Origin of the sequence: Streptomyces turgidiscabies Car8 (assembly GCF_000331005.1) — a bacterium.
Classification (GTDB): Bacteria; Actinomycetota; Actinomycetes; order Streptomycetales; family Streptomycetaceae; genus Streptomyces; species Streptomyces turgidiscabies.
Genome location: NZ_AEJB01000475.1, coordinates 14,772 through 40,397, shown reverse-complemented (window position 1 = coordinate 40,397; position 25,626 = coordinate 14,772). Strand labels below are relative to the sequence as shown.

30 protein-coding genes and 1 tRNA gene are annotated in these 25,626 nt (G+C 69.0%); 6 read left to right on the top strand and 25 right to left on the bottom strand.

The genetic code is table 11. From position 1 onward, the window contains the following. Positions 1–2: 2 nt before the first annotated feature. From STRTUCAR8_RS34465 to STRTUCAR8_RS34455, 3 genes are all read left to right on the top strand, one after another. Positions 3–758: a DUF3566 domain-containing protein gene (locus STRTUCAR8_RS34465; RefSeq protein ID WP_078507407.1), complete on the top strand. Its 756-nt coding sequence runs from the start codon at positions 3–5 to the stop codon at positions 756–758. A 132-nt stretch (positions 759–890) separates the two neighbouring features. Next, positions 891–964: transfer RNA gene (locus tag STRTUCAR8_RS34460), tRNA-Ile, on the top strand. 819 nt (positions 965–1,783) lie between these two features. Then, positions 1,784–2,020 (top strand): helix-turn-helix domain-containing protein, encoded by a 237-nt coding sequence (locus STRTUCAR8_RS34455; protein WP_006380825.1) that lies wholly within the window; start codon positions 1,784–1,786, stop codon positions 2,018–2,020. A 224-nt stretch (positions 2,021–2,244) separates the two neighbouring features. Here the strand turns inward: STRTUCAR8_RS34455 and STRTUCAR8_RS53595 are convergent, their stop codons facing one another. The 3 genes from STRTUCAR8_RS53595 to STRTUCAR8_RS34440 form a co-directional block, all read right to left on the bottom strand. Beyond that, positions 2,245–2,571: a hypothetical protein gene (locus STRTUCAR8_RS53595; RefSeq protein WP_006380851.1), complete on the bottom strand. Its 327-nt coding sequence runs from the start codon at positions 2,569–2,571 to the stop codon at positions 2,245–2,247. Further along, the gene (locus tag STRTUCAR8_RS34445; RefSeq protein ID WP_048818872.1) at positions 2,568–3,089 is read right to left on the bottom strand and encodes a hypothetical protein; all 522 of its coding nucleotides are present in this window, start codon (positions 3,087–3,089) and stop codon (positions 2,568–2,570) included. The genes STRTUCAR8_RS53595 and STRTUCAR8_RS34445 overlap by 4 nt, the downstream gene beginning before the upstream one ends. Before the next feature lie 170 nt (positions 3,090–3,259). Next, entirely contained in the window at positions 3,260–4,462 is a 1,203-nt protein-coding gene (locus STRTUCAR8_RS34440; protein WP_006380857.1) for a helix-turn-helix domain-containing protein, read from the bottom strand. Between the two features lie 82 nt (positions 4,463–4,544). Between STRTUCAR8_RS34440 and STRTUCAR8_RS34435 the strand changes: the two genes are divergently transcribed. Beyond that, positions 4,545–5,213 carry an HAD family hydrolase gene (locus STRTUCAR8_RS34435; protein WP_006380839.1) on the top strand — a complete coding sequence of 223 codons (669 nt, stop codon included), beginning with the start codon at positions 4,545–4,547 and terminating at the stop codon, positions 5,211–5,213. A gap of 123 nt (positions 5,214–5,336) precedes the next feature. On the opposite strand, the gene STRTUCAR8_RS34430 is transcribed toward STRTUCAR8_RS34435, so the two are convergent. From STRTUCAR8_RS34430 to STRTUCAR8_RS34405, 6 genes are all read right to left on the bottom strand, one after another. Next, a complete protein-coding gene (locus tag STRTUCAR8_RS34430) occupies positions 5,337–5,576 on the bottom strand; it encodes a hypothetical protein (RefSeq protein WP_006380831.1) in 240 nt (79 codons plus the stop codon). Positions 5,577–5,590: 14 nt separating this feature from the next. After that, a complete protein-coding gene (locus tag STRTUCAR8_RS34425; protein WP_006380818.1) occupies positions 5,591–5,815 on the bottom strand; it encodes a hypothetical protein in 225 nt (74 codons plus the stop codon). Between the two features lie 3 nt (positions 5,816–5,818). Next, positions 5,819–6,523 carry a peptidoglycan recognition protein family protein gene (locus tag STRTUCAR8_RS54705; RefSeq protein ID WP_277814662.1) on the bottom strand — a complete coding sequence of 235 codons (705 nt, stop codon included), beginning with the start codon at positions 6,521–6,523 and terminating at the stop codon, positions 5,819–5,821. A gap of 101 nt (positions 6,524–6,624) precedes the next feature. Then, a complete protein-coding gene (locus STRTUCAR8_RS53590) occupies positions 6,625–7,089 on the bottom strand; it encodes a hypothetical protein (RefSeq protein ID WP_006380853.1) in 465 nt (154 codons plus the stop codon). Positions 7,090–7,153: 64 nt separating this feature from the next. Next, complete coding sequence (locus tag STRTUCAR8_RS34410) at positions 7,154–7,657, bottom strand: hypothetical protein (RefSeq protein ID WP_006380810.1); 504 nt, start codon at positions 7,655–7,657, stop codon at positions 7,154–7,156. Then, positions 7,650–9,995, bottom strand: coding sequence for a hypothetical protein (locus STRTUCAR8_RS34405; RefSeq protein ID WP_158697483.1), 2,346 nt, complete (start codon positions 9,993–9,995; stop codon positions 7,650–7,652). Before STRTUCAR8_RS34405 ends, STRTUCAR8_RS34410 begins: the two co-directional genes overlap by 8 nt. A 100-nt stretch (positions 9,996–10,095) precedes the next feature. On the opposite strand from STRTUCAR8_RS34405, the gene STRTUCAR8_RS52955 reads away from it, so the two are divergent. Next, positions 10,096–10,290, top strand: coding sequence for a hypothetical protein (locus STRTUCAR8_RS52955; RefSeq protein WP_006380822.1), 195 nt, complete (start codon positions 10,096–10,098; stop codon positions 10,288–10,290). A gap of 70 nt (positions 10,291–10,360) precedes the next feature. On the opposite strand, the gene STRTUCAR8_RS34400 is transcribed toward STRTUCAR8_RS52955, so the two are convergent. The 15 genes from STRTUCAR8_RS34400 to STRTUCAR8_RS34335 form a co-directional block, all read right to left on the bottom strand. Further along, entirely contained in the window at positions 10,361–12,571 is a 2,211-nt protein-coding gene (locus STRTUCAR8_RS34400; protein WP_006380838.1) for a phage tail family protein, read from the bottom strand. Positions 12,572–12,601: 30 nt separating this feature from the next. Continuing rightward, positions 12,602–13,627, bottom strand: a complete 1,026-nt coding sequence (locus STRTUCAR8_RS48530) for a phage tail tape measure protein (protein ID WP_006380848.1) — start codon at positions 13,625–13,627, stop codon at positions 12,602–12,604. Between the two features lie 212 nt (positions 13,628–13,839). Further along, positions 13,840–14,355 (bottom strand): DUF7426 family protein, encoded by a 516-nt coding sequence (locus STRTUCAR8_RS34395; protein ID WP_044473398.1) that lies wholly within the window; start codon positions 14,353–14,355, stop codon positions 13,840–13,842. After that, entirely contained in the window at positions 14,355–14,828 is a 474-nt protein-coding gene (locus STRTUCAR8_RS34390) for a phage tail tube protein (RefSeq protein WP_006380832.1), read from the bottom strand. Before STRTUCAR8_RS34390 ends, STRTUCAR8_RS34395 begins: the two co-directional genes overlap by 1 nt. Before the next feature lie 10 nt (positions 14,829–14,838). After that, complete coding sequence (locus STRTUCAR8_RS34385) at positions 14,839–15,279, bottom strand: minor capsid protein (RefSeq protein WP_006380816.1); 441 nt, start codon at positions 15,277–15,279, stop codon at positions 14,839–14,841. Further along, on the bottom strand, positions 15,276–15,623 hold the full coding sequence (locus STRTUCAR8_RS34380; protein ID WP_006380846.1) for a minor capsid protein: 348 nt from the start codon (positions 15,621–15,623) through the stop codon (positions 15,276–15,278). Before STRTUCAR8_RS34380 ends, STRTUCAR8_RS34385 begins: the two co-directional genes overlap by 4 nt. Before the next feature lie 10 nt (positions 15,624–15,633). Next, entirely contained in the window at positions 15,634–15,954 is a 321-nt protein-coding gene (locus STRTUCAR8_RS34375; protein WP_006380819.1) for a hypothetical protein, read from the bottom strand. Further along, positions 15,954–16,622: a copper resistance CopC family protein gene (locus STRTUCAR8_RS34370; protein ID WP_006380852.1), complete on the bottom strand. Its 669-nt coding sequence runs from the start codon at positions 16,620–16,622 to the stop codon at positions 15,954–15,956. Before STRTUCAR8_RS34370 ends, STRTUCAR8_RS34375 begins: the two co-directional genes overlap by 1 nt. A 2-nt stretch (positions 16,623–16,624) precedes the next feature. Then, positions 16,625–20,083 (bottom strand): hypothetical protein, encoded by a 3,459-nt coding sequence (locus STRTUCAR8_RS34365; protein ID WP_006380860.1) that lies wholly within the window; start codon positions 20,081–20,083, stop codon positions 16,625–16,627. Between the two features lie 19 nt (positions 20,084–20,102). After that, positions 20,103–20,549 (bottom strand): hypothetical protein, encoded by a 447-nt coding sequence (locus STRTUCAR8_RS34360; protein WP_006380820.1) that lies wholly within the window; start codon positions 20,547–20,549, stop codon positions 20,103–20,105. 64 nt (positions 20,550–20,613) lie between these two features. Further along, complete coding sequence (locus tag STRTUCAR8_RS34355; protein WP_006380814.1) at positions 20,614–21,129, bottom strand: hypothetical protein; 516 nt, start codon at positions 21,127–21,129, stop codon at positions 20,614–20,616. 15 nt (positions 21,130–21,144) lie between these two features. After that, positions 21,145–21,711 (bottom strand): hypothetical protein, encoded by a 567-nt coding sequence (locus STRTUCAR8_RS34350; protein WP_006380813.1) that lies wholly within the window; start codon positions 21,709–21,711, stop codon positions 21,145–21,147. Then, a complete protein-coding gene (locus tag STRTUCAR8_RS34345) occupies positions 21,708–22,160 on the bottom strand; it encodes a hypothetical protein (RefSeq protein ID WP_044473386.1) in 453 nt (150 codons plus the stop codon). Before STRTUCAR8_RS34345 ends, STRTUCAR8_RS34350 begins: the two co-directional genes overlap by 4 nt. After that, positions 22,157–23,221 carry a major capsid protein gene (locus tag STRTUCAR8_RS34340; RefSeq protein WP_006380833.1) on the bottom strand — a complete coding sequence of 355 codons (1,065 nt, stop codon included), beginning with the start codon at positions 23,219–23,221 and terminating at the stop codon, positions 22,157–22,159. The genes STRTUCAR8_RS34345 and STRTUCAR8_RS34340 overlap by 4 nt, the downstream gene beginning before the upstream one ends. 15 nt (positions 23,222–23,236) lie before the next feature. Further along, entirely contained in the window at positions 23,237–24,037 is an 801-nt protein-coding gene (locus STRTUCAR8_RS34335) for a hypothetical protein (RefSeq protein WP_006380843.1), read from the bottom strand. Between the two features lie 207 nt (positions 24,038–24,244). Between STRTUCAR8_RS34335 and STRTUCAR8_RS34330 the strand changes: the two genes are divergently transcribed. After that, positions 24,245–24,490, top strand: a complete 246-nt coding sequence (locus STRTUCAR8_RS34330; RefSeq protein WP_044473385.1) for a hypothetical protein — start codon at positions 24,245–24,247, stop codon at positions 24,488–24,490. Between the two features lie 2 nt (positions 24,491–24,492). On the opposite strand, the gene STRTUCAR8_RS34325 is transcribed toward STRTUCAR8_RS34330, so the two are convergent. Further along, on the bottom strand, positions 24,493–25,614 hold the full coding sequence (locus tag STRTUCAR8_RS34325; protein ID WP_006380842.1) for a phage minor capsid protein: 1,122 nt from the start codon (positions 25,612–25,614) through the stop codon (positions 24,493–24,495). Between the last annotated feature and the right edge of the window lie 12 nt (positions 25,615–25,626).

Below are 25,626 nucleotides of genomic sequence, written 5' to 3'. Positions count from 1 at the left end.
CCATCAAGCCGCGCACGAGCGGCAAGCGCTCGCCCGACACGCATGGATCGCAGGGATCCCAGGGGGGAACCGTGACGGACGCCAGAGGTCCGCAGACCCAGCAGTACGGGGCCGGTGGCGGCGCGGCCGCCCAGGGGGCCCCGGGCGCGATGCCGGTGGCGGAGCCCGCCGCGCAGCGCGCCCCCGTGGCGCCGCCGCAGCAGTCGCCGTTGCCCGGTGAGCGGCAGCCGCAGCAGGCGGCAGGGCCCTACCACCCGCCGCAGGCCTACCCGTCGGCCGCTGCCGGGGGCCCCGCGGCCCCGGTGCAGGCCCCGGCTCAGGCGCAGGCCCGCAACGCCCAGGCAGGGGCCGTACGGCGCCCGCGTACGGGGGCGACCACCCTGCCCCGCACGCGCAAGGCCCGGCTGCGCGTGTCCAAGGCCGACCCGTGGTCGGTGATGAAGGTCAGCTTCCTGCTGTCGATCGCGCTGGGCATCTGCACCATCGTGGCGGCGGTGGTCCTGTGGATGGTCATGGACGCGATGGGCGTCTTCTCGACGGTCGGCGGCACGATCTCGGAGGCCACGGGGTCGAACGAGTCGAACGGCTTCGACCTCCAGTCCTTCCTGTCGCTCCCGCACGTCCTGATGTTCACGTCCGTCATCGCCGTCATCGACGTCGTCCTCGCGACGGCGCTGGCGACCCTCGGCGCGTTCATCTACAACCTCTCCGCGGGCTTCGTCGGCGGCATCGAGCTGACGCTCGCCGAGGACGAGTGAGCTGGTGAAGCGCAGGTGAGACGCGGGTGAGGTGCGGTCCCAAACGTCGCCCGACTATCGATTTTGGGACTGACCGCGTCGTGCGCTAATCTTCAGAGGTCAGCGCGCGGGACATACACCGCACAGCGCGGCGGGGCTATAGCTCAGTTGGTTAGAGCGCATCCCTGATAAGGATGAGGCCACAGGTTCAAATCCTGTTAGCCCCACAGTAGTTAAGTGCCAGGTCAGAAGCCCGGTAGGTCCTCAGGATCTACCGGGCTTCTACATTTGTTGATCTTGAGAGTCCGGTACTAGTCCGTAACTTCGCTGATCCGACGCGATGTCAGGACTGCTGGGCTGATGTCAGAGTCTCCATCTACCCTTGCTCGCAGCGCACCCCCTGCCGATTTGCGCGGCAGGGGGTGTCTGCGTAGGCCCGGGACCTCCCGCTCCCTGGCGTACGCATGGGCCACTCTATCGAACGTCTGTGCGACTAGGATGGTCGTCGAGTGGCCGGATGTCCTGATGCCTCGTCACGCAGGCAGAAACGGGGCGGCCGGTCTCGTAATTGTCTGGATCTGCTGCCTCATAAAAACTGGCAAAGCCCCGCACAAGCAATCGAAACGCTGGCGAATCGGCTACATAACCCGGGTCTACCGTCTGTAGATCGGCCGTCTGAGTGGGTAATGTGCAGTCTGGGGAGGCGGACGTGACCATTCCATCCGCCTGACACACAACCCCAAGCGAGCCCGGCGGCGGCTGCTCGGGAGGCGCCGCGGCCGGAGGGCGCCCCCTGTCGCATCACACGCGACAGGGGGCGTCTGGGCACAGTAAACCGCCCCGCCCTCCATACGGAGAACGGGGCGGCGGCGCTCAGCCGCACGGGCGAGCGCCTAGCGGGGGCAGAGGACACACATCACACTGCCCCCGCGGCTACGGCGGGCCTATCCGGAGGGTGGGCCGGTGTCATACCCACGCACTTCAAGATCACACAAATTAGGGTCGGCCCTAATCCCTTTTGATCATGTAGTCGGGACTGTGGACCAGTGCCACGTCCCCCCGCACCCGACGAACGGGTCATCGCCCGTCGGCGCCAGGTGGGCGAGCAGATCCGCCGCGTACGCGAGCACCTCAACCTGACCCAGCCGGACGTCTGCGGCAGGTCCGGCATCGACATCGCCACATACAGCCGCATCGAGCAGGGCCACTCCAGCCCCCTCCTCGACACCCTGATCCGGATCGCCAACGCGATGGACGTCCCACTCACCGAACTCGTGCGCTGAGCGGCCGACCCCGACGGGGGTGACGGGGCCGACCGCTCCTCTTTCCCGCTACCGAAGTCGGCGCGCGCCGGTAGCGAGGGATCGGGCGGGATAGGTCTGGGTGGGCGGCTTCTTGCACAGCACGGCGTGGAGGATGACGTCGCCGCCGGCACCGGACGCGCTGTCCTTCGGGACCTTCAGGGTCCTCTGTCCGCGCCGGATCGGCTGGTCACAGCGGGCGCAAATCATCGGCCGTCCTCCCACGCATGGCGACGCAAAGCTCGGCGCGCATCGCAGGCCTCACCCCGGCTGCACGGCGTGCATGTTCCATCGTGGGCGCGGAGTGCCCGCCAGACAGCGGCATGTACGCAGCTGGTGCACGCCCTGGGTTCCCACGGGCCGACTATCCCCATCAGGGTGCCGGACCGGCGGCCGAGGTCGACGGCACCGGAATCGAGGAGGCCTCCGCCCCACACGCAGGCCTCGCCGCGGATCTGCTCCGGCCGCAGACTGCCGAGAGCGGGCACCGGCAGGGTCGCGGTGCGCAGGATGTCCTGCGTGGCGCTGGTCATCGGCTCCCCTTTGTGGGCAGCGGGAAGACCTGGCCGCCTGCGCCCGGGGTTCGGCCAGCCAGCTCGTGGAGGCCGATCTCGACCAGTGCGGCGACGACGCTCGGGGCGCACAAGGCGCCCGCGGCCTCCATGGAGACCGACCAGTAAGGGGCGCCCGAGTCGTCCGGGGCGTTCCGGCCGGGCCGGGGAACACCCACATACGAGCCGAGACCGCGAGGCTCCACGTCCCGGGTGTACTCCCACGGACGGCCACTATCGGCGGACATCAGCACGTAGTAGCGGCAGCGGTGCGGGTCATGGATGGCCGGTCCGCCGACGAGCGCGCGGGCCAGGTAGTGGTCGACGGCCGCGAGGTCGGTGGTGCAGGCGGCGGCGTGGACGAGGCGCGCGGACATGCGGATCGCGGAGAAGATACGGCCCGTAGGGAGCATGGTGACGCCGAGATCCTGCCACTCCGTACGGGACCGGTCGCGGGACTCGGTCGCGCCCAGGAGCCAGGCGCCGACCGCTTCGTCCACCTCTGCTCTGGTGTGTAAGACAGCTCCGGACGAGGCTGGATGTTTGGGTGTTTCGTACGTCATCGCTCACGCCTCCACAGTCACGGTGGTTTGTCTCACCACGTGACCGTAGGCAGGAGCTGGTGAGGTGACCCGAGCTGACAGCTCGGGTGACCCACAGGCTCGTCGACCTAGACCAGACCGATGCGCTCCGCGAGCTGCTCGGCTTGTCGGGCATGCATCGCCCGAGCCCGGCGGATCACGGTCAACACCATCTGCCGTGCCAGCGGTGTCCGTGCCAGGTCTTCCGGGGCAATCGCCTCCAGGCCGAGGAGGGCGAGCAGCACGGCGGCATCGTCCCGGCGCTGGCTGTGGCAGGCCGCTACCTCCAGGCCGAACGTGAACTCCCGTTCCAGGCTGGGCAGACCACTTGTGTCGATGGCGTCCGCGGTGTGCAGGGCCTCGCCGGTCTCGCCCGCCTCCATCTCGATGGAGACGGCGTGCAATGCCACGTTGGTCGGCCCGAACACTGTCCAAGCAACGTTGCTGCCGTCACCCACGGCGCGAGCCGCGGGCGCGGCATGCTGCCTCAGCCGGTCGCGGGCCTCCCACCACCGGCGCCGGCGAGCGGCAGCCACGACTGCCACCAGCTGGAGAGCACCCCCCATCGCCGCCCGCTCAACTTCCGACATTTGAGCTGTCGCCACCTGCTCAGCAGCGCGTATGGCCGACTCCTCCGCCTCGACGGGCTGGCCGGCCGCGAGCAGCACGTGCCCGAGGTTCCACTGTGCAGCCGCGATGCGCAGTGGATCGTCGGCGTCCTCCGCTGCGCGCATCGCACGGTCGGCGGCGAGAGTGGCGAGGTCGACGCGTCCGGTGCGCCGAAGGTAGGAGCGGAGCAGGCAGTACAGATCTGAGGCGGCTCGCAGCACAGCGCGTCGCTCCGCTACGTCGGTACCCGCGCGCGCGGCACGCACGGCATGCTCCAGGTCAGCGACGAGGTCCGGCATCGTCTCGGCCGCTCTGGTGAACCGGTCCGGACTGGTCTGCCAGCTCTGCCACGCAGCCTCCACCCGGTCCCTCAGCACGCTCGCAGGCACCGGTGGGGTGCTGCGTGCCGGGCCGTAGCCGAGCAGCGCGCGGCCCACGGCGGTCTCGGCGGTGTCCCCGGCCGTCTCTTCGGCGGGCGGCTGTTCAGAGAGCAGCGCTGCCGCAGGCACGCCCAGCTCCTGGGCGAGCGCGTACAGAATCGGCAGGGACGGCCTCTTGAGGCCGCGTTCGATCTGCGACAGGTAGTCGGGCGAGATACCGGCCAGGCCGGCGACAGCGTCCTGTCGGCGCCCCCCACGGTAGTGCCTGATCCTGTCCCCGATGGGGAGGTCTGCTGCAACCATGCGCTACTCCTTGCTCCTTGATATGAGCGTAGGGTGCGCGCAACGTGGGGAGGCCCAGTTCGTCAACAGAGGGGAGGCACTGGTGCCAGAGCTGGTGCTGTGGGACATCGACCACACGCTGATGGCGACGCGAGGCCTCGGGCGGGAGCTGTGGGAGCAGGCGTTCCAGACGGTGACGGGGATCGCGCTGCGGGAACAGGCGTCGGTCACCGGGTCGACGGAACGGGTGATCCTGCGGGAGACCGTGCGGCTGCACGACATCCCTTACAGCGACGACCTGTTCGTACGGTTCGCTGACGCGCTCGGGACACTGCACGTCCGGCGCGCGGCCGAGCTGCGCGAGCGGGGGCACGCGCTGCCTGGTGCTGCGGCGGTGCTCGCGTCTCTCGCAGAGCGAGGCGTGGCGCAGTCTGTGGTGAGCGGCAACGTCAGGCAGGCCGCCGAAGTAAAACTCGCTGTGTTTGGTCTGGACAGCTGGATGAGGCTGGATGAGGGCGCCTACGCCGAGGACGGCGAAGGCCGCCCCGAGCTGCTGCGCGCTGCCCTCAAGCGGGCAGCCGTGGGCCCGCAAGGTGCGGTGTTCCTCGGAGACACTCCCGCCGACGTCGCCGGAGGACGAGAGGCTGGCGTCCGGGTCGTAGCGGTCGCTACGGGCGGCACCTCCGCGACCGAACTGCGCGACGCTGGCGCCCATGCCGTGCTCGATGACCTGGCGGACACGGGCCGGGCGCTCGCCGCGATCGGGGCATGAGGAAAAGCCCTCTCCCGCCCGAAGGCGAGAGAGGGCGAGGCTCTGATCAACTTGCTCGGGAGGCTTACTCTCGTCACGGTAGCGGCCGGAAAGCGGCAATGCGGAGCTTCGACCAAAGACATCTCAGCCGTGACCGACTGCCTGCCACACCGACACGGCGAGCGCACCCACGGCCGTCACCGCAGCGATAGCTGGCAACGGCCATCGGGAGCGCTCGATCGCATCAAGCCGCCGCTCGTGATCTTCCAGCGCCTTGTCGGTTTGGTCGCCGCGCTGCACCAGGAGGGCGAGTTGGCCACGCTGCTCGGTGAACCCGACCTCCATCGTCCGCCGCAGCTCGGCGAGTTCGAGCGCGATCGACATCGACTCCGGCGGCGTCACTCACGATTCCCATCGTCCGTACGCAGCCAGCGCGGGAGCAGCCCTTGGACGCCGGGCAGTGCCATGACACGGGCGAAGCCACCCGCGACCGCCAGACCGCCCGCCACCCAAGGCAGAGACTCCGGGATCCCAGAGGCTGACACGATGGCCGGCAGCGTTACCGCGAAGCCGATCCCGGTCTGGAGCACCGTACGGGCGGTGCGCTTGCTGGTGTCCTTCATGGGTCAGCTCTCCTTGGTGAGTGCGATACCGAGCCGGTCGAGCGCCGCTTCGGCGCCTGTCTCCGCAGCGGCCTGGATCTCCGCCGCGTCCAGCCCGCCGCCCTTGGCGAGAGCTGCGATGGCGGCGGTCTGCGCGCCGACCAGCGCGACGAGCTGGGCGTGATGGGCGTCGCCGTAGCTGAGGAACACCCCTGCCGGACGGGTCGGGTCGGTGCCCTTTGCCGCCGTCGGGCTGGTCAGTCGGTGATCCCAGACCGCCTTGGCGTACTCCTGGGGGGTGGGCATGTCGTCCTCCTCGGTGGTGGTCGGTCGCGGGGCGCCCTTCTGCACCCACGCGTACAGAGCGGGCCCGGGGCACTCGGTGGCGTAGCCGTCCTTGTGGCCCTCGATCTCCTCGCCAGCACCGTCCTCGCGGAGCAGCTCGATGCCGTCGCGGATCGCCGAGAGCATGGCGTCGGTCGGCTCGGTCAGGCCCTCGTCGCCGACCAGGCCCACGACCGCGTAGTGCGCCTTGTTCAGGGGCTGGTTGCCGTTGGCCGCGGTGCGGCGGCCGAGGCCGCGCCCTTCCAGCAGGTAGCCGTGCGGGCAGGCCCCGTAGTTGTAGGCGATGTCCGAGTAGTCCTCGTCCGGATCGGCCAGATGAGAGGCGCGGATGGACTTCCACTCGGCGATGCACGCGGCATGGTCGGTGAGCAGCCGAGTACTCACCTCGGTCCCCTCGTAGTGGACCTTCACCCCCCTCGCGGTGGCCTGCAGCGGAGCCGCTGAGGCTGGCCAACCGAGTTGTGCACGCGTGACGAGCCGCGTCATCAGGCGCGCCCGGGCCTGGTCCACACCGCGGGCATGCCCTTGATCCCGTCGAGGTTCTCGCGGTAGACCAACGACGTGCGCCAACTGTGCCCAGGCCCGTCGTGCAGGACACGGGCGTTGATCGTGGTGGCGGACCAGACCCGGGTGACGATCGCCGGCGCCGTGGTGGCGCCGTTGTTCTCGGCGGGGTCGGCCACGACCAGGACGACGTCGCCAACCGCCGGAGCCAGCGGCGCGGGCGGAGCTCCATCGAGGGCCGCGTTGCTCGCGGCGACGACCGCCCAGTTCTTCGCCGCCCAGAGTTCGTCGAGTGCCTTCGTCACCTCCGGCCCCGTGAGGGTCTCGGCAAGCTGATGCGCCAGGTCGTGGAACGGTCGGCTCACCGCCTGGAGGTGCGCCGGCAGATGGTCGAACCGGAAGTTCTCGAGCACCCGGGCGGTGGCGGGATGGATCTCTACAGCCATTCGTGCCTCCAAGGGCATGCAGAAGCCCCGCGCCGGACGACGCGGGGCTCGATGAACGGGAACGTCAGAAAGTCGCGATCCCTGGGAAATCAGATGCCGGACCGGCGTCCCAGACGGTCAGCAGGCCCGGAGTGCCCGCAGTGCCGACCAGGATGAACGTGGCCGTGCTGCCGGTGTCCCAACTGGCGGTCAGGTAAACGGTGTCGGTGACCGTCGAGGAGGGCGTGACGAAGGTGCAGAAGTCGATGGCGTTGTTCCGGTTGGCTGTTCCTCGGTTGGCCACCGGGACGCTCTGAATGTTCCGGATAAGGCCGCCGCTCCGGCGGAGCCTCAGGAAGCACAGGTCAACGAGCGAAGCTGTGCCGTGCTGGATCATGCCGTGGTATTCGATCTTGTAGGCGCGCCCCACCGTGAACGTGGCGGACGGCGTCGTCACGACCGTCACCTCGGTCGTCGACGTGACGTTCGCCGAGTTCGCCGTCAAGGCTGCGTGCGCAACGACGTACGGCGACCGGTAGGTCAGCAACTCGTCGTAGATGACGCCGCCAGGGGGCACAACATCAGGCACGGGAGCCTCCTAGGGCAATGCGAGCAGGACGAGCGACGTGGACCGGAGAGTTGGCCAAATGGGACTTCGTCACGCCGTTGGCGGCGCGGACCACGGTGAAGGTCTGCGGTGATGCGACGCCGGTGACGTTGGTGACGGTCATCTCCTCGCCGCCCACGACGATGTTGAAGTCCACCTGGTGCACCCACAGCAATCCGCTGGAGACGGCGACCGACAACGAGGTCGCCGAGGAGCTGACGCCGACAGCGAGCGTGCTGGACTTGGAGTCGGCGATGCCCCGCACCGGGTCGTCTGTGACACCAACCTGGTACGGGCCCGCTGGCACGCATACGAAGTCGATCTCCCAGGTGCGCACGCCGATGCGCTCCTTATAGCCCACCACCAGCAGATCCACCGGTCCGGGCGGGAGGCCCTCGGGTAGGTCGGTGATGCGGATGAGGTCGCCTTCGGTGATGCCGAGCACCGTGTCGATCAGTTCCGGTGCCCTGTGCAGGCGGATCGTCAGCGACGGGTAGCGGGCCTCGTCCCAGGTGCCCAGATGCGCGAGCCAGGCCGCCATAGGCTCCGTCTGATCATCCGAGTAGACGTTCAGGGTGACGGAGTCGTCGTAGCGGCCCACCGATTCGATGGACAGCGGCCCATCGTGCACTTCGGCTCGGCCGGACGAGCCGCCCACCCTCTCCACCGTGACGTCATTACGCAGCGCCTGGTCGTCCTCCACCGGGTCGACGCCCGTCAGCCCACGGGACGCGAACGGGAGGGTGAGACTCGGCTGCCGGTTGTAGAAGGAGGTTCGCCCCCGGTAGCGCAGACCGATCTTGTCTCGGTCCTCGACGAGGATCCCCCCGTCAGCAGCCGCGCACTGCTCCAACTGCTCCAGCAGACTGGCCGGCCGTTGTGGGCCCATGCGGGCAGTCTCGCTCTGGACGCCTGTCACGAGGATCGGAAGGCTCTCCTCAGTGGACAGCCGGCGCAGGCGCGCAGCGGCAGTCTCACCCTGGTAGCCGTCGTCCGCGCCGTCCATGATCTTGGTATCGGTGGCTTGGAAAACGGCGAGGTGACCCATCGTCGTGCCATCCATGCCTGTGCCGAAGGTGCTGGACACGGTACGGACGCGGCCGACCTGACCAGCGTAAGAGCCGGTCACGAAGACACCACTGGCGCTCACGTTGAGCCAGGCCATATCGACGTCGACGTTGCCCCCGTTCTGCCGAGCGAAGACCCGGAAGCGGTTCTGGCTACCGAAGAAGTTCGGGGCGTTCCCCGCGTTCGAGTTCAGCAGGAGCAGCTGAGTGCCGTCTGGATCGAGGACCGTCAGCCGCACATTGTTTGTCTGGACCTGCACTGTGACTCGGGCGGCGGTCCCGCCCACGAGGGCAAGCTCGAAGAACGTAGCCAGCGAGCCAGGAGCGGTCGGCACACGGTAGACCAGCTCAACCTGCCACGGGCCGACCCCCGAGACAGGGGCTGGCACCTGAGCGAACATGGTCGCTCCGACCTGCACGACCGGCAGCGGAGCTGAGCCCGAGAACGAGTCGTCGCTCGCCATCTCGAAGTTGCTCAACTTCAGCGGCTGGACACCCGGGGTAGGGCTGTAGGCCTGCGTCGCCTCGTCATCGTCCTCCATCGGCCAGTACGCCAACAGAGTGCTGTCGGAGGGGATACGGCGGCGTAGCGTCGACTGGAAAGCCTTCGTGCCTTGGTTGAGACGCCGCAGGACTCCGGCACCCTCCCCTTCGACAAGGATGAGGTAGCCGGAATTGCCCCAGCGAGCGGGCCAGTCGCTGTACTCCCCGGTGAACCGGACGTACTCGTTGCTGATAGCTGCCCCGTTGGCCAGGGTCCAAGTGCGGCCACTGGCGTCCACGAAACTGGTGGCTCCGACGGATTGCACCGTGAAATCGACGCTGTCCACAAGTGTGCCGTTGATGCCGTTTCGGAGCTGCGCCGCGTACACGCTACCCACGGCGCCAGCGAAGACCACAGTGTCGAGGTCACCAACTACCAACGGAGCCGTGGACGCGAAAATCGCACCGGTAGGCATCGTGATGGTGGCGCCCAATTGAGCCCACGCGCCGCTGATCGACGGCGCCGTGTAGAAGGTTGTCGCGCCGGTGGCGTTGTCGCGGGTAACGCGGAGAGCTAGCCGGCCCGAAGGGGGGACGGGGACTACGGCTGTCGACTGGTACCCGGTGACCGCGCCGCCGTCGGTTGATGCGCGGAGAAGCAGCTTCCCGTCCGCTGCCACTGACATTTGCCACGACCGCTGATTGCCTGTGGTCAGGTATTTTCCGAACAGCTCGACCTCGGCGCCGCTCTGCCAGTTGAGCAGCGACACCTCGATCCGAGCGTCCAGGTTGCCCGCGATATTCAGAGCGGTAGCGCTGGGGGTCGTCGCGCGTGCAGTGGATGAGTCGTCAGGCAGTACCAGTCGCTGCGTGCCAGTCCGCACCGAGACCCGCAACGGCGTGTTCCGGGGCAGCAACCCGAAGTACTCGCTGCGCGGGTTCCGGTTGGAGAAGAGGCCCCTCGGGGAGCGCAAGGTAAGGGTGCAGGAGGCCGGGTCGACCGCCTGCCCTTCAGCCGTGCGCCCTCGCCTGTGGGTGATGACGTTCCCCAGCTGCGCGTACTGAGTGACGTCAGTCCACACCCCACCGATCCGGAAGGCGACATGAGTGCCAAGCGAGTCCTCTGGAAAGGCCATCAGCCGCCCCTCTTCCCAACGAGCACGAGGCCGGCGTCCTTGCCGCCCTTCTTCTGGATGCCGCGCTGCAATCGGCCGACCAGGTAGTCGTCCTCGGGGCGACCGGAGGACCGGATCTCCAACACCGTGCGCTGCACAGCGCCCGCGCGAGCCCGCGACGACGCCATGTCCCAGGAGCCCGCGGTCGGCGTCTCGACAAGGCTGGCCATGCTCCGGTTGACCGCAGCACGCTGACCCTCGACCCCCTTGATCAGGCCCTGTCCTGTGTACCGGCCCACCAGCGCCATCACCCGCGAGGGGGACTTGATTCCGAGGGCCGCGCGGATGGCCTTCGACATGCCGCGCGCGATCGTCAGCATCTGCCGCTCGATGGCCGTCTGCTGTGACTGGAGGCCCTTCACGAGGCCCTGAGCGGCCCGGATCCCGGCTCCGTACATCGCGTCGCCGGCCGTCGCCCCTGCCTGGTTCGCCGCCCTCACGAGTGCGCCCTGCTGGCTGTTGATCTGCTTGATCTGGCCCGAGTTCGCGTTGGCCAGGGCAGCAGCCGCAGAGGAGCCGCCATCGACTCCGGCCTGAGCGATCTGCGAAATCAGGTCCGACCTGACGCCCTTCTTTCGGAGGGCGGCGAGGTTCTTCGCGAAGGCCTGCGCGGCCACCGTGTCCGCCCGCAGGCCGACGAGAATCGACTCCGCGGTCTGTGGCCAGCCGCCGGTGTCCTGGCCCGTGATGTTCGCGGAGTCCAGCACCCCCTTGGCGACATCGGCCGCGAGAGTCTCCCGAGCCTTCCGCAGGTCGTCCAGCCGCTTCGTGGACGTCTTCAGCCGGGCCGCGAGGGTCTCCTCGCGCTTGGCGAGAGCGAGGAGCTGCCGCGTGCCGGTGCCCAGCTTGGCCAGCGCGGCCGATCGCTTCTTGCCCGGCTTGAGGCTGTCCGCGATGATGTCCGCGAGCTTCCCGGACGCCGCCTTGACCTGCTTCGTCGACCCGGTCAGCCCGTCGATCAGACCACGGGCGATCCAACGGCCCTGCGCCCGCGTGACCTTGGACGGGGAGTTGATGCCGAGGGCCTTCGCGATCGGCCCCGGAATCACGTCCTTCGCCCAAGAGATGAGCTGGGACTTGATCCAGCCGCCCATCGAGCTGATGCCGGACCACAGGCCGTGCACGATGTCCATGCCCTTGGAGACCAGCAGATCGGACAGCGAGCCCAGCCCGGAACTGATGCGCCCGGGCAGCCCTTTGACCCATAGGACGAGTTCCAACGCCTTGCGGACCGCGGCGTCCTTCATCCGGCCGAAGTAGCCGCTGACCAGGCTGGGCAGTCGCCCGAGGAACTTGACCGCGCCAAGGATCAGGCCGACGGCGGACATGATCTTGTTCCAGACCCAGTCCCAGATCTTGCCGGTCCACTTCTGGATCGTGGACCAGTTCGCGATGATCAACGCCACCAGGCCGATGACGATGGCGATGACCCAGCCGACCGGACCCATCGCGATCAGCCACTGAGCAGCCATGATCGCGGCCCACGCGACCGCCCGCGCGGCCATCAGGACGAACTGCGCGACCGTCGTAGCCGCCACCCGAATCACCGACAGCAGCCACGTCGCCGTCATCCTGGCCGCCGAGGCAGCCCACACAGCGGCCGTACGCAGCGCATTGGCCGTGGCAGAGGCCGCAACGGCGACAAACGAGCCGATCGCACGGCCCTTCATCATCAGCCAAGCGCCAGCCGTACGGAGCGAAGCCCCGACCTGGATCGCGGCACTCCTGACCGAGGCCGCACCGGTGGCCGTCCACCCCCACACGACCCGGCCAGCTGCGACGGTCGCCGTGACACCCATCAGGACCAAGGCGGGGACAAGGACACCAGCGATGACAGCGCCCGCGATCTTGAAGGAAGTTGAGTGCTCGCGCACGAAGGCGCCCAGCCGGATCATCGCGGGGATGGCCTGGCCGCCGATGAAGTCCACGAGTTGCTGCATGGCGCCGCGCTTGAACTTCTCGATGTTCGCGGACGCCGTGTCGTGAATGCCCTTGCCCAGCCTGTCGGCCGCCCCAGCCGCCTTGTCCATCCCGGACGCAGCGGCTGCCGACGCCGGATCGAGGGCCAGCAGCGCATCGCCCATCACGATGCCTGGGTCGCCGAACAGCGCTTCGGCGGCGGCGAGCCTGTCGGCCCCGTCTTTCGTCTTACGGAGGGCGTCCGTAGTCATCTGGAGCGCTGGACGCCGATGGGCCGCCTCTCAGCTTCGCCACGACATCGTCGGCTTCAGACCAATGCCTTGACGCCGCCTCGACCGGCTCCCGCCAGCGAGGGCCCGCTCACCGAACTGACCGATAGCGTCCGCGACTTGATCGCTGTCGCGAGCGCCCTTGCCGATGGCCTGCGTAATGAGGCCGATGGAGGTCTTACCGTCCAGGCCGACCCGCTTGAACTGGACGCTGTACTCGTTCAGCGTGTCGAGGAAGTCGTCCGCTTTGTTGATATTGGTGCCGAACCCGGCGGCGATCAGGTCCAGGGCCTGCGTGGCGTCCTTCGCCATGCCCGTCTGGATCATCTGCTTTGCCGCGTTGACGACCTTCACCAGGTCTTGGCCGAAGAGCGAGGTCAGGTCGGCGACCTTCGTGCTCACCTTCTGGATGTCGGCGTTCGTCGCGTCCGCGTCGATCAGCCCGGCGCCCATGACGCTGCCGATGGTGTCGGCCGCCGTCTGGAAGTCTTCGGTGATCGCCTTCGCGTACAGCTGGCCCGCGACGTGCCCGTACCGCTGTGCCTGCGCCGGCGTCTTGTTGAGCTGCGCGCCGAGTCGCGCCGTGATCTGGTCTTGCTCCAGCGCCTGCCCGAACGCGGTCATGAGGATGGCGCCGGCTGCGGCGCCCGCGCCGAGCGCCACAGCCTGCAAGCGGGACAGGCCACCCTCGGCCTGGTCGACGGCCGCGTCTGCGCCGTCTGCCGCGCCGTCGGCGAGCCCATCGCCGAGTGCCGCCCCAGCCTGCTGCCCGCCACGGCGTGCCGCCGCCTCCGCGTCGAGAGAGGCAGCCGTGACGGCGTCGACAAGCTGCGCCTGCATGTTCCGCCACTGACCATCGGCGCCGCGGACGAACCCGTCCCCGAGCTGCTGTCCCGCCTGCTGACCAGTGCGGTCGGCATCGGCGCCCATGCGCTGCCCGGAGGTCCGCAGAGCGTCCTCGGCGCGACGCAGGCCAGGGTTCACCGCCCGGTCATCGACGCTGAGGATTGCGTTGAGTTCACCGACGGTGAGCGACACGATCGGTCACCTCCTGGGATTGCGGGGGTTTTTCTCGGGAGGTGGCGCGAAGTGCCGGTGCAGGCGTGATTCAGCGGAGAGGAGTCCGAGGACACGGGCCTGGAACCAGCGCCATGACCGGCGCTGGAGGATGCCGTCTCCCACGTCGATCCCGTAGGTCTCGTGGAAGTCGGTCTCGATGAGCAGCCACTGCTGGAGCAGCCGCTCCCAGGTCAGGTTCTTGAACCCTTTCGACGACGACGTGAGCCCGCCCTCGTACCACTCGTAGAGCCCGGTTGCCTCGTCGAGTTCGCCGCGGCCGACGCCGAGCCATCGCGCTTCTCCTGCCGACGGGCCGCCCGGTTCACCGCTTTTCCCGGCTGCTGCCCCGTCCGCCAGAACTCCTGAGCGGTGGCCTTGTCGGTGGTGATCCAGAACATGGCCGTGAGCGCAACGTGCTTGAAGGGACCCCACTTCACGTCGGCCAGCAGCGTGTCGTAGGCGTCACCGAGGCACAGACGAAACAGGTCCCTCTCCTCCTCGTCGTTCAGGACCTGGGTGTCCGGCGCCTTGCCGCCAGCTGCGAGCCGAGCAGCAAGGGTGGTGACCCTCTCGACACGGATGCCGTCCTCGGCGGACGGGTCCTCGATCCGATAGACGCGGATCTCCCCGTCGCGACCTCTTACGGGGAGATCCAGGTAGTCGTCGAGGAACGCGTCGAGTGCCTCGAACGTCTCGTCGCCCGCCATCACGGGGCCAGCGGGTTGGTGATCGGGACGAGCGGACCGTCGCCGGTGAACTCGATGTCCGTCTCGCCCAAGGCGGTGTACTCGCCCCCGGCCGGCTTCCAGTTCGGGATCGCCTTGCCCTGGTAGGCCTCGGGCAGGCCGTTGCGGTTCATGTAGCGGAGGCGGATCTTGTTCGCGTCGCCGTACGCGTAGTGCGCGAGCCGGATCGCCTCGTGCACCGGGTTGTAGATCTTGACGTCCTTGTTCGCCTTGCGGCGGATTTTGATGGTGATCTTCCAGGACTGGGCGGTCTTCTCGTTGCCCGCCCAGCCGTCCGAGTCGTAGTCGGAGGCGTCCTCGATGTTCGGCTCGGACTCCGGCTGGAACTCTCGAATGCCCGGGCAGAGCTGCCAGTCGGGCACGTCGTCGGTGCCCATGTTGATCTCCAGCCGCCACTCGCGTGCGAGCTCGGTCTCCTCCGTGGGGGTCGACACAGGGGCCTCCTCAGTCGTTCAGGTGGGATCCGAACCGCACGGTCCGGAAGTAGTAGTTGCCGGTCAGCTCCATGCGCCCGCGGCTGTCCTGGCCGATCCATGCCTGGCTGTTGCGCCAGGAGATCTCCACGCGCACGCTGCGGGCATCCCAGCTCAGGCGGTTGTGCAGCACGGTGAAGACGTCGTTCGCCAGCTGGACAAGGTCGAGGGGGTTCGTGCCCGCGCGCATGCGCACCTGGATGCCGGTCACCGAGTCCGTCGAGTTGTCGTCGGCCACCGGATACGGGGTCAGCGCGAGCACTCGATCCGGGCCGTCCGGCATTCGACCGAGGACGATGCCCGTCCCGTCCGCAGGCAGTGCGCCCGACGGCGAGTAGGCGCCGACGCTCTCGGCCGTGAGCAGCTCGGCCACGCCCGCCAGGAGGTCGACGTCGTGGGTCTCCGAGCTCACCGCAGCGCCCGCCTGACCTGCGCTGCGATCAGCGCCTGGGAGGTATTCCGCTCCGCGTTGAACGGGGTCTCCAGGTACTTCGCGGTCCTGCCCGGCGCGTGCTGGTAATCCATCTCCTCGTGCTGCCGGACCGCGTACGGGGTGTCGTAGCTGACCGTCGCGGTCAGCGACCCCGGGTCCACGCTCGCCGTCCCAGACCGTTGAAGTGCGGACTCGTCCAGTGGGACCACATTGTTGCTCTCCCCAAGGACGTGCTCAGCGGCGAGGAGTAGACCCCGCGCAGCTCCCTCCCGCATCGCCCGTGTGGCCAGTTCCGCGTTGAAGCGCAGCCGGTAGCTGGGCACACAGATCACCTCATTCGAGCTGGATTTCCAGGTGGTTGGGGGTGCCGAGCGTCTTGCCGTCGCGCCGCTTGGCCTGGATGACCGTGGTCTTCCGGCCGCCGGGGAGCGTCACCCGGGACAGGGCCGGAGCCTCGGTTTCGAGGTCGGCATACGCGGTCGACGTGGACGTGACCTGCTCGCCGCCGGGTGTCCGTACGGCGCGTGTCTGCTCGTCGAGCAGGCACCGCACCGCGGTTGGCGGACCGTACAGGTGGCTCGTGCTGGACTCCCCTGCGTACGGCTCCACCGTGATCTCGTGGATGAAGTACCGGCGAGGGATCCGCCTCACCATCAGCAGCCACCCGAGTAAGCGACCCTGCGGAACTTGTCGCCGGGGAGGTTCTGGAGTGCGCGCACGAGCTTGGGCGCGTAGTAGTCCGGCCCGGACCGGTTGTCGCCAGCACCGAACTGCAGCGCAACCGAGCCGAGCTGGACGCCCTGGAGCGGACCGCTGATGTCGGTCTCCTCGCCGACCTCACCCCAGAACTCCACCTGCGCGCAGACCGCTTCGGCGAAGGCCTCGATGACCTCGGCGTCGGTCGGCATGCCGTCGTCGTCGACGTCGTACACCGCGGGCCCCAGGAAGTCGCTGTCGAGTAGATCGGTCGCGCGCTCGAGGAGCTTCACCGCGTCCAACGGCGGGGCCGCGTGCAGGAAGTTCGCGAGCTGGGTGGTCGTCGCGTACGAGCGAACGTCCGCCATGACCGCAGGTGCCGGCGCGACGGACACGACCTCGTGCTGCACGGAGGCACCGGTCCCCGTGACCGTCCACGACAGCCGCCAGATCCCGGCCAGCGTGTAGCTGACGGGAGCTGTCCAGGTCGCCCCGTCGTCGGACCCCGTCACGACGGGCGTCACGACCGACCCGTCAGGGCGCGTCACGACAAGGCTGGCGCCCGTCGTGACGCCCGCCGGAGCCACGGTCAGACTGGCCGTGACGAGATCTCCGACATCGGGCATCGTCAGCCTCCGCTCGTTGTGGTGGCCGCCAGGAGCGGGCCAGTGCCGGACGTCGACAGGCCCGGGCCGCTCGTGCTCGGAGTGAGCACCGGACCGGACGTGCTGGGGGCAAGGTGGTCGGCCGGCTGCTGGCGCCGACCGATGAGGACGAGCGCCTGGCCGTGCTCGACCGCTGGCGTGATCCGCACCTTCGGGCCGATGAGAGCCCGCGACACCTCCGCAGCCCTACCGAGCGCGCAGGTCTTCGTCCCTCTGAAGGGCTGCGCGGCTTCGAACCCAGCCGCCGCCGACAGACCTCGAGTCTTCAGGCGCCCGACGGGCAGCGTGCCCGCCAGCTCGATGGCCCGCCCGAGCGCGAGCAGAGACTGCGCGCCGAACTGCTGCGCCTCGACGGCCTCCACAGCCGAAGTAAGGTCCAGCCGCTTTCCGCCGACGAGTGGCCGGGCCGTGCTGGTCTCGTCCGCAGGGGCGATGGCCCCGGGCACGAGCAGCCGCTCCGCCTCGACGACCTCGGCTGCGGCGACCAGCTGCGCGCGCTTGCCCGCGGCGAGGACCTGGGCCGTGCTGAACTCGCCCGCCGTTCCCAGGGCTCGTGTCTTGCGGCCCGCGACCGGCAGCGCGGACTCAACCGCCAGGACGGCGGTCAAGGCCTGCGACTTGCGACCGGTGACGGGCCGAGCCTCGTCCGTCTCCGAGCCCCGGCCGAGGACGGCTACGGAGCCGCCAGCCAGGCCGAGCGCCTCGGATTCCTCGACAGCGGTAGGGAGTTGCCGGGCCCTCGACTGGACGAAGGGACGTGCTGTCGACGTCTCCTCGGACGGCACGAGGGCCCGGCGCCGACCGCCTGCCAGCGGCCGTGCGGTCGCGGTCTCGGCCGCCACGGTGAGACCGGCCGCCTTGACCCGGCCGAGTGGCCGAGCCTCCCCTACCTCACCCGCCACACCCACCGTGCGGGCCTTCACACGGCCCAGGGAACGGGCCGTGCTGGTCTCTTCTGCCGCGACCAAGCCAGACGCCGGAGCGAGCGGCACGGCCGTAGCTGTCTCCTCCGCGACCGGCAGCACGGCCATCTTCGCGGAGCCGAACGACCGGGCCGCCGCCGACTCGACTGCAGTGCCGAGCGCCAACTGCTTCCGGCCGGCCGGAGACTGGGCGGTCTCGGTCTCGGCCGCCGGCAGGAGCGCGCTGGCCTTGGCCCGGCCAAGCGGTCGCGCGGCTCCGGTCTCTGCGGCCCGCCCGAGCGCGGCAGACCGGGAGCCGATCAACGCCCGGGCCTGGTCAGTTTCCGTCGCGACGGTGAGCGCTGCCGTCTTGGCCTTGCCGAGGGGCTGCGCAGCTTCAGGTTCTCCTGCGGGCGCGAGTGCGCGGGAGCGGGAACGACCGGGTGCCTGCGCGCTGTCGACCTCGCCAGTCGCGCCCAGGGCCAACGACTTCCGGCCGACGAGAGACTGCGCGGTATCAACCTCGCCCGCCAGGACGAGCGCGGCGGACTGACTGGCCCCAGTGTTGAAGCTGTCGAACTCAGCGACGTCGTCGACGCCTCCGTCGCGGTGGGCGATGAGCTGCACCTGGAGGTTGGTGTCGCCCACCCACCCAGGGCTTGCCGCGGTGCGCCGGTTGGTCCACGTGATGCCATCCGGCGAGGTATCCCACAGCAGCTGGCCGCCGGTCTCCCGGATCCGCAACCACGCGTGCGCGGTCGCGTCGTAGGAGATAGCGGCCTGAGCCGGGTCGAAGTACCCGGTGCGCACCGCCATGATGAGGTTGCCCGTGATCGCGGACACCTCGAAGATCGCATCCGTGCCCAGAGTGATCGTCTGGACCAGGAGCTGCGCCCACGCCTCCACGGTCGCGCCCCCGGCCGCGGGCGGCCACATGCGGACGTGCACGCCGGACTCGCGCAGCCGGTATGCCTCGGCCGACGCGTAGGCGTTGTAGGCGGTGTTGCAGGCGACGCGCGCCCGCCCGCCGACCTCGCTGTACCCGCCCGGGTCGTAGCTGTCGGGCCACTTCGCCGGGTCGACGACGCCGTCGTTGAAGGTATCGGCAAGCGCCGAGAAGGGGACGCCTGCGAGCGGGACCAGGGTCTGCGCGGAGTTCGTCTCGGTGGCCGTGCCGAGGGCGATCGACTTCCGTCGCCCCAGGACCTGCGCCGTACTGGTCTCGGCCGAGAGGGCGAGCGCCTTCGTCTTCCTCCGGGCGAGAGCCTGACCTGAGTCGGTCTCCGAGCCGAGAGCGAGCGCTTTCGTCTTGGTCTTGCCGGCAGCCTGCCCGGTGTCGACCTCCGACGCGGTTCCGAGGGCCGCGGTCGTGAGCGGGATGGTCTCGACGAGGGCCCACAGCGCGCTGACTCGACGAGTCGTCGCCTGCGAGACGTTGGTGCGGTAGCCGATCTGCGCGGTGTCGAGGAGCGCCTGCGTCCACGCGCCCCCGGCCTGCGGATCCGTGTAGCTGGTCAGCTGGTAGACGTACGGAGCCGCGGACTTCTGTGACGCCCACCCGTTCAGCGCGACGCTGACCGATCCGGACTCCAGCACGGTGCCAGCAGCCTGGCTCTTGATCCGGTAGACGAGGGAGGCGGCCGTCGCCGCGTTCGAGCCGATCCGGGCACCGACCTGGACGAGCGCGACCCGCTCCCCAGCGCCGATCCCGGCAGTCGCTGACGAGTCCAAGTTGACGTCGTCGATCGTCGTCGTGCCCGTCGCCGCGGTCTCGTTGTAGCTGGTCGCGTCGTCGGGGGTGGTTTCGCTGATGCGCGTGTAGTTGTTGCCCGCACCAGCGGTTCCGCCCACTGCGGTGCCGAAGAGGTTGTTGTCGCCCGCCGCGTTGGGCTTCAGGTGGACGATGTTGCCCGGGCCCGGAAGCCCGGTTTGCACGCTGCCCGTGGTGTCGTTGACGGCGACGTCGTCGATGTGGAAATCGCCGCTCACGGCGGTCTGCGCGCCGACCCTGACCCTCGACCAGCCGTTGATGTTGGAGCACACCGTGCTGGAGAACTCGACGCCGTTCACATAGCCCTTGAAGGCGCCGGTGACCGAGCCGGCCGTGCCCGCGGTGTCGGTGTAGTCCAGCTCGATGCGGTACCAGACACCCGTCGACAGGGCGGCGGAGGCGGTGCCGATGTCGGCCGCGGTGAAGCCGTCGCGGAGGGTCAGTACGCCGGTTGTCTTCAGGCGGAGCAGCCCGGGGAAGTAGCCGGACTGGCCGATGCCGTAGATGTTGCAGTCGGCGGACGGCAGGGTGGTGATGCGCAGGTAGAAGCGGTGAAGGGTGCGCTTGACGGTGCCGGAGTCGATCTGCTGCTCGACGTACTGCGTTGCGGCGCTGGGGTTGATCCGGAGGGAGGCGGCGCCGGCGCGGTGGACGGTCGTTGAGATCGTCGGGGTGCCGGTGACCGAGAGAACCTCGACCCCTGCGGTGACCGACTGGAGCTCGAACCCGCACGTCCACAATCGCGCCATCGTCGGCCTCCCCGGAGGATCAGGCCGCTGAGCTGGCCCGTACGAAGTCCGTGATGGTCAGCGTGAAGTCGGTGCCGTCCGGCGTCATGGTGACGTCGTGCTTCGTCAGCGGGATCAGGTCCGCATCTGTGCCGCCCGTGGTGTCCGGGTCGTAGCAGATGACCACTGCGGAGATCGCGTTTCCGGTGGCTGCGGTCCAGGTGACGTCCGCGCAGTCGATGTTCACGCGGTCGTTGGTGTCGTCGACCGTTGCCGTGACCGTGGCCAGCGTCTTTCTGCCCATGGTGGTCTGCTCGTTGGACGCGCCTCCGAGGAGCGCGCCCAGGTCGTCGTAGTCACGCATCGTCGAGTCGCCGACGATGCCGCTCGTTTCGATCGGCACCATGATCAAGGCGTCGTTGGTGGCGGGCAGCCCAGCCAGGTAGGTCAGCCGCCCGAGTGCGATGTTGAAGACGATGTTGGCCATCGTGAGAGTCCTCCAGGCATGCGGAAGGGGGCCCCGAAGAGCCCCCTCGCCGCAAGTCGATCGGCTATGCAGAGCAGCCGATGATCTCGATGTCGTAGGTCACCGGCGTGCCAGACGACGAGTTGGCGATCTTCAGCAGGTCTGCCGTGGTAGCCGTGACCGCGTATCCGATCGCGTCGGCCGCCCCCGTCCCGACCGCCACGAAGGCTCCCGGCCGCAGGGTCAGCGTGTGCGTCGCCCCGAGCAGCGTGATCCACGGCGCCGAAGCTGCCGCGCCGACGATCACGTTGTTGGTGTTCCCGGCCGCTGCCGCGATGATCAGGCCCTTGATCCGGGCGAAGGTGACCGCCGTGCCGAACGCATCGAGGAGCACGCCGGCTAGGTCGAGGTCCTCGGTCGCAGAAGCGGCGAGCGTGCGCCGATCGGACCAGATTCGGTCCGCCTTACCCGCCCCCGTGCCGCTGCCGAGGGTCATCCTGCGGGCCAGGATCTGCGATGCCCGACCCGTACCGAGGTCGAGCGCTGCGGTCAGTTCACCAGAAGCCTGGACGGCAACGGTCGCACCTGATGTGAGAGGCATATCCGGTCCTCCTGATCAGTTCGCGATGACGAGCGGCACAGCCCGCTTGAAGGCGGGTGTGGCGATCGTCGCCGGGGCTGTCGCACCGATGCCCGAGCCGGACGTCTGGGAGAGGTTGCCCTCACCCGTCAGGAAAGGCTTCGCACCGACCGATCCAACGAGGGTCGGCACCGTGGAGGCGGCGATGGCGAGCGCCGCGTAGTAGATGCCCGACTTGGTGATCCGCTGCGCCGTCGCCAGCGCGAACGTCTTCGCCGTGTCCGCTGCCCACGCCTCGTTCGTCTTGTCCGCGGACTGCGCGAGCAGCGCGCCGGCCCCGTTGTACAGCGCGGCGATCTGGTTGGTGAGCGTGCCGCCCGCCGTACCCGCGCTGATGAACGTGAGGTTGGTGATGAGGTCGCCGTCCTGCAGATACAGGGCGACGGAGCACATCACGCCGGTGGCTGCGGCCGGGACGTCGTCCAGGCCCACGCGCGGCAGGTTCACCCGGTGGAAGACAGCCTCCGGGTCCGGGCGGTTGGCCGAGTTGAGCCAGCCGAACTCGTTGCGGGGGTTCCCCTTGAATGCGCCGAGGAGCGTCACTGCCCGGCCTCCTTCTGGTCGTCCCCGGCCGGAGCCGCAGGCGTCTTGGCCGCGAGGAGATCCTCGCGCTTGCTGGTGATGCCGACGCGCGGCTTCTTCGCGGCGGCCTCCGCGTCCAGGACGCGGGTCGCCTCGTCGAGGTCGGCCTCGTCGAGGTGGGCCAGGACGTCCTCGACGCCGTGCTGCGCAGGATCGAACGGCTCCGCCGAGCTGCCCGGATTGCGCTGCCCCACGATGGCCGTGACGATCTCCTGGGCGCGCTCCTCGTCGGTCTTGCCGTCGGAGAGAACGACGCCGTAGCCCTGCCGGCGGAAGTACTCGATCGCTGCACGCCCCTCCTTCGTGGAGTCGTCCACGAAGGCAGTGCCCTTGCTGAACTGGACGCCGGCGGACTCGCCGCTGTACGAGCGGACGGGCGCCTCGATGCGGTAGTTATTCATGCTGGTCACCGCACCTTCACGTTGCGCAGGACACCGCAGGACTTGGTGTTCTTGAGGACGGCCGCAACCGGGCCCATCTCGACCTCGCCGCTCTTGACCGCGCCCGGCTGGGTGAAGTCCGGCAGGTAGGTCTCGACCAGCGGGGAGCCAGCCATCGACGCGCCGTGGAACGCGTCCAGGCCGAGGCTGACGGCGTAGATGTCGGTGAGGCCGGTGATGGTGCCGCCCGCGCCGCCGCCGTCGGTGTCCGCCGAGCGGATCGGGATGATCGGGGCGGAGCCGTCGGCGCGGTCGCCGAGGTCGACGAGGACCCAGTTGCCGTACCGCATGATCAGGTTGCCGAAGCTGTCCTTCTCAGCCGTGTACTGGTTGGCCCGCCGTGCGAGGGACTGGATTCGGGCGATCGACTTGGTGTTGCCGAGGATCGCCTTCACGCCGGCCGGGACGGAGCCGTCCGCGCCGGTGTCGCCCGAGCCGGTCTGGGAGCCCATGATTCGCGACAGGAAGTCGTCGAACGCGTCGAACGCGCTCATGGCGATGTCTTCGGTGGTCACCGTGGCCGGCGACCAGTCGAGGTACCCGGTCGCGATGCCCTCGGCGAGCGGCAGGTATTCCGTGCTCTGGCCCACCAACGCCTTGTCGAGGCCGTCGAAACCGGCATCGTCCACGGCGATGTCGCCGAGGATCAGTTCCTGCTGGAAGCGGGTCCGCATCGCGGTCAGCTTCTGAGCCAGCTGGAAGGTGATGCTGTTCGACGCGGCCGGACCGAGGCGGGCCAGCTTCCGGTCGACGGAGAACGCGCCACCGAGGGGGTGGAGTTCCACGAACTTGCGCTCGCTGGTCGCCTGGCTGGGGACGTACTCCTCATTGAACCGGCGGAACGACACGCTGCTCGGTGCGAGGAGTCGGGTGTAGCCGTAGGAGAGGGAGCTGTCGCCCGTGCCCGGGGTCGCGGTGTCGTCCCAGACGAAGTTGTTGAACAGCCAGCTGTTACGCCGGAGGTTGTCGATGACGGCGAAGTCGATGTCCGCCTGGGTGTTGAGCTGCGCCTGAGCGAGCGTCACGGGCATGGGGTACTCCTGAGGTCAGTTTCCGTAGTGGTTCGCGATCGCGCCGGAGAGCGATCCGCCGCGCTGTTTTGCAGCGCCTTCGCCGGTCCCGCCGGAGAGATCGGCGCCGGACTTACCCGCGGGCGGGGTCACGGCGAAGGCCTTGTTGCCGTCGACCGCGTCCTTGATTGCCTTGTCGAGGTCGGTCTGGAAGCCCTTGTCAGAGGGGTCGAGTTCGGAGATCGCGGCGACGAACGAGCGCGAGTCGAGTAGGGCGCCGGCCTTCGCCTTGAGCTTGTCGGCCCGCGACCAGACGGCGAGTTCGACGTCCTTCGCGCGCAGGGACGCGTCCTTCTGGGAGAGCGCGGTGTCCTTCTGTGCGATGGCGTCGGCGAGCGCCTTCGGGTCCGGCGGGGCGTCGTCCTTGACGAAGCCGAGCGCCTTGCCGAGCTGCTTCGTGAGGGCGGCGACCGCGTCGTCTGCGGCCTGCTTCTTGGCGTCCGTGCGTGCCTTGCCCGCCTCCGCGCGCGCGTCTGTGAGTTTCTTCTCCAGCCGCTTGACCTTCGCGGCGTCGTCCTCGCCGTCCTTGCCCTGGTCGCCCTTGCCGGAGCCGCCCGCGCCTTGGCCGCCGTCACCGCCGCCGGAGTTGCCGCCGTCACCGGATCCGCCGCCGTCGCCTGAGTCGCCGTCACCGTCCGCGCCGCCGCTGCCGGATCCGGAGCCGTCGCCGTCCCCTCCATCCGCGTACAGGAACGGGGAGAAAGGGCCGCGACCATACGGGTGCGCCCACCCGGAGCCTCCGAGGCCACCGAGCCGGGGCAGGGTCTTCTTCCGCATACGCCCTCCAGGGCATGAGTCGCCCGCGCCTGGCGGGCTTCGAGTAGGGGCCGCGCCAGGCGTGCCCGTGGTGGTGCTGTACGGCCCGCACCAGGCGGGCCATCAGGAGTGACCCGCACCAGGCGGATCGGTGTTCCCCGTCCGCACCAGGCGGCCGGAAGTCTGAAAGGGCAGCCGCTGCTGCGCTGTGGTGGATACGTTCGGGGCATGACCGTTCAGATCAAGCTCATCGGCCAGGCGGAGCCCGTGCAGTGGAAGGACGAGAAGCCTGCACGGCCCTCGTTTCGCGAGTACTCGTACTGGTGTCTTTCCAGCGGAGCTCTGCGCATTGACGTGACCGTTCAGAACGTCGATGACGAGGGCCACCAGAGCCAATACGGAACGACGACAGAGATCGTCTATGGGCCCCATGCCTGGGAGCAGGTCGAGGGAGACGGTGAAACTGGGGCCTGAGATCAGCGGGCGCTCGCGACCTGCTCGCGGTGTCTCTTGCGCGGCAGCCCGGTCTCGGCGACCAGCTCGCGGATCCGGCCCTGGTACTCGCGGATCTTCGCGTTGGCCCGGGCCTTCTTCGTGTCGTCCATCGCTCCGGCTGCCTCGCGTTTCCACCGGCGGACCTGGCGCTCGAGGTAGCGCTGCTTCTGCGACTGCTCGTACGTCGCGCGGGTCCGGTCTGCCTTCGGGCCGGGAGGCCGGGTCAGGCCGGGCAGATAGATCGAGACGCTGTGCCGGCAGTTCGGATGGAGGAGCCCGGCCGCGCGCGCCTCGGGAAGGCTGCCGGCCACAGAGACACTGACCATGCGGTCGTCCTCAGTGGCGTGCTCCATCTCCACCGTGCCCTTGCCGGACGGCCCGTCTCGCCGCAGCACCTTCCCCTCCCAGGGACGGCAGCGCTCGCACTCCTCCGGCGAGTCAGACACGATGACCAGCTCGATCCCAGCGGCCGCCAGGCGGTCGGTGTGCGCCTCCACGGCCGCGCGCCCGAGCGCGGACCGCGTGGCCATCTCCGCGTACGACGTCAGATTCCAGGACCGGCCGGAGCGGTCCACGAATCCGGTCACACCCCGACGGGAAAACGCCTGCAACGCCCGCTCCGCAGCCTGGCGCCGGGTGATTGCTCCCAGCAGCGGGGCCGAGGTGGCTTCCGCGATGACCTGCCGGTAGACGTCCAGGCCTGTGCGGAGGATCCGAGAGTGCGTCGCTCCGGTCTCCTGGATGAGAGCTGCGGCGAGCCGGTCCACGGCAGCCGCTGAGGGCAGCGCCTGAGCGGCGACGAGGGCCGGGCCGGTGGCGACTGCCCCCAGCTCGAGGATCGCCGCTTGCTGCCCCCGGTCGTACGCCTTGGCGACAGCCTGTTGGATCGCGCCCGTGGTATCGGCCTGGAGGGCCGCGATGATCTCGACGATCGCCGTCTGGAGGTTGCCGAGCGCGGCCAGCTTCAGCTGCACCCACATCGGGGAGTCGATCCCCTCGGCCAAGGCCCTCGTGACCTTCTCGATCAACGCGAGTTCGGCCTGCTCGTACAGCTTTGAGACGGCGGCCGCGAGGTCCTCGGCCATGTCGGGGCTGACCGGCATCTGGTGCCCCCC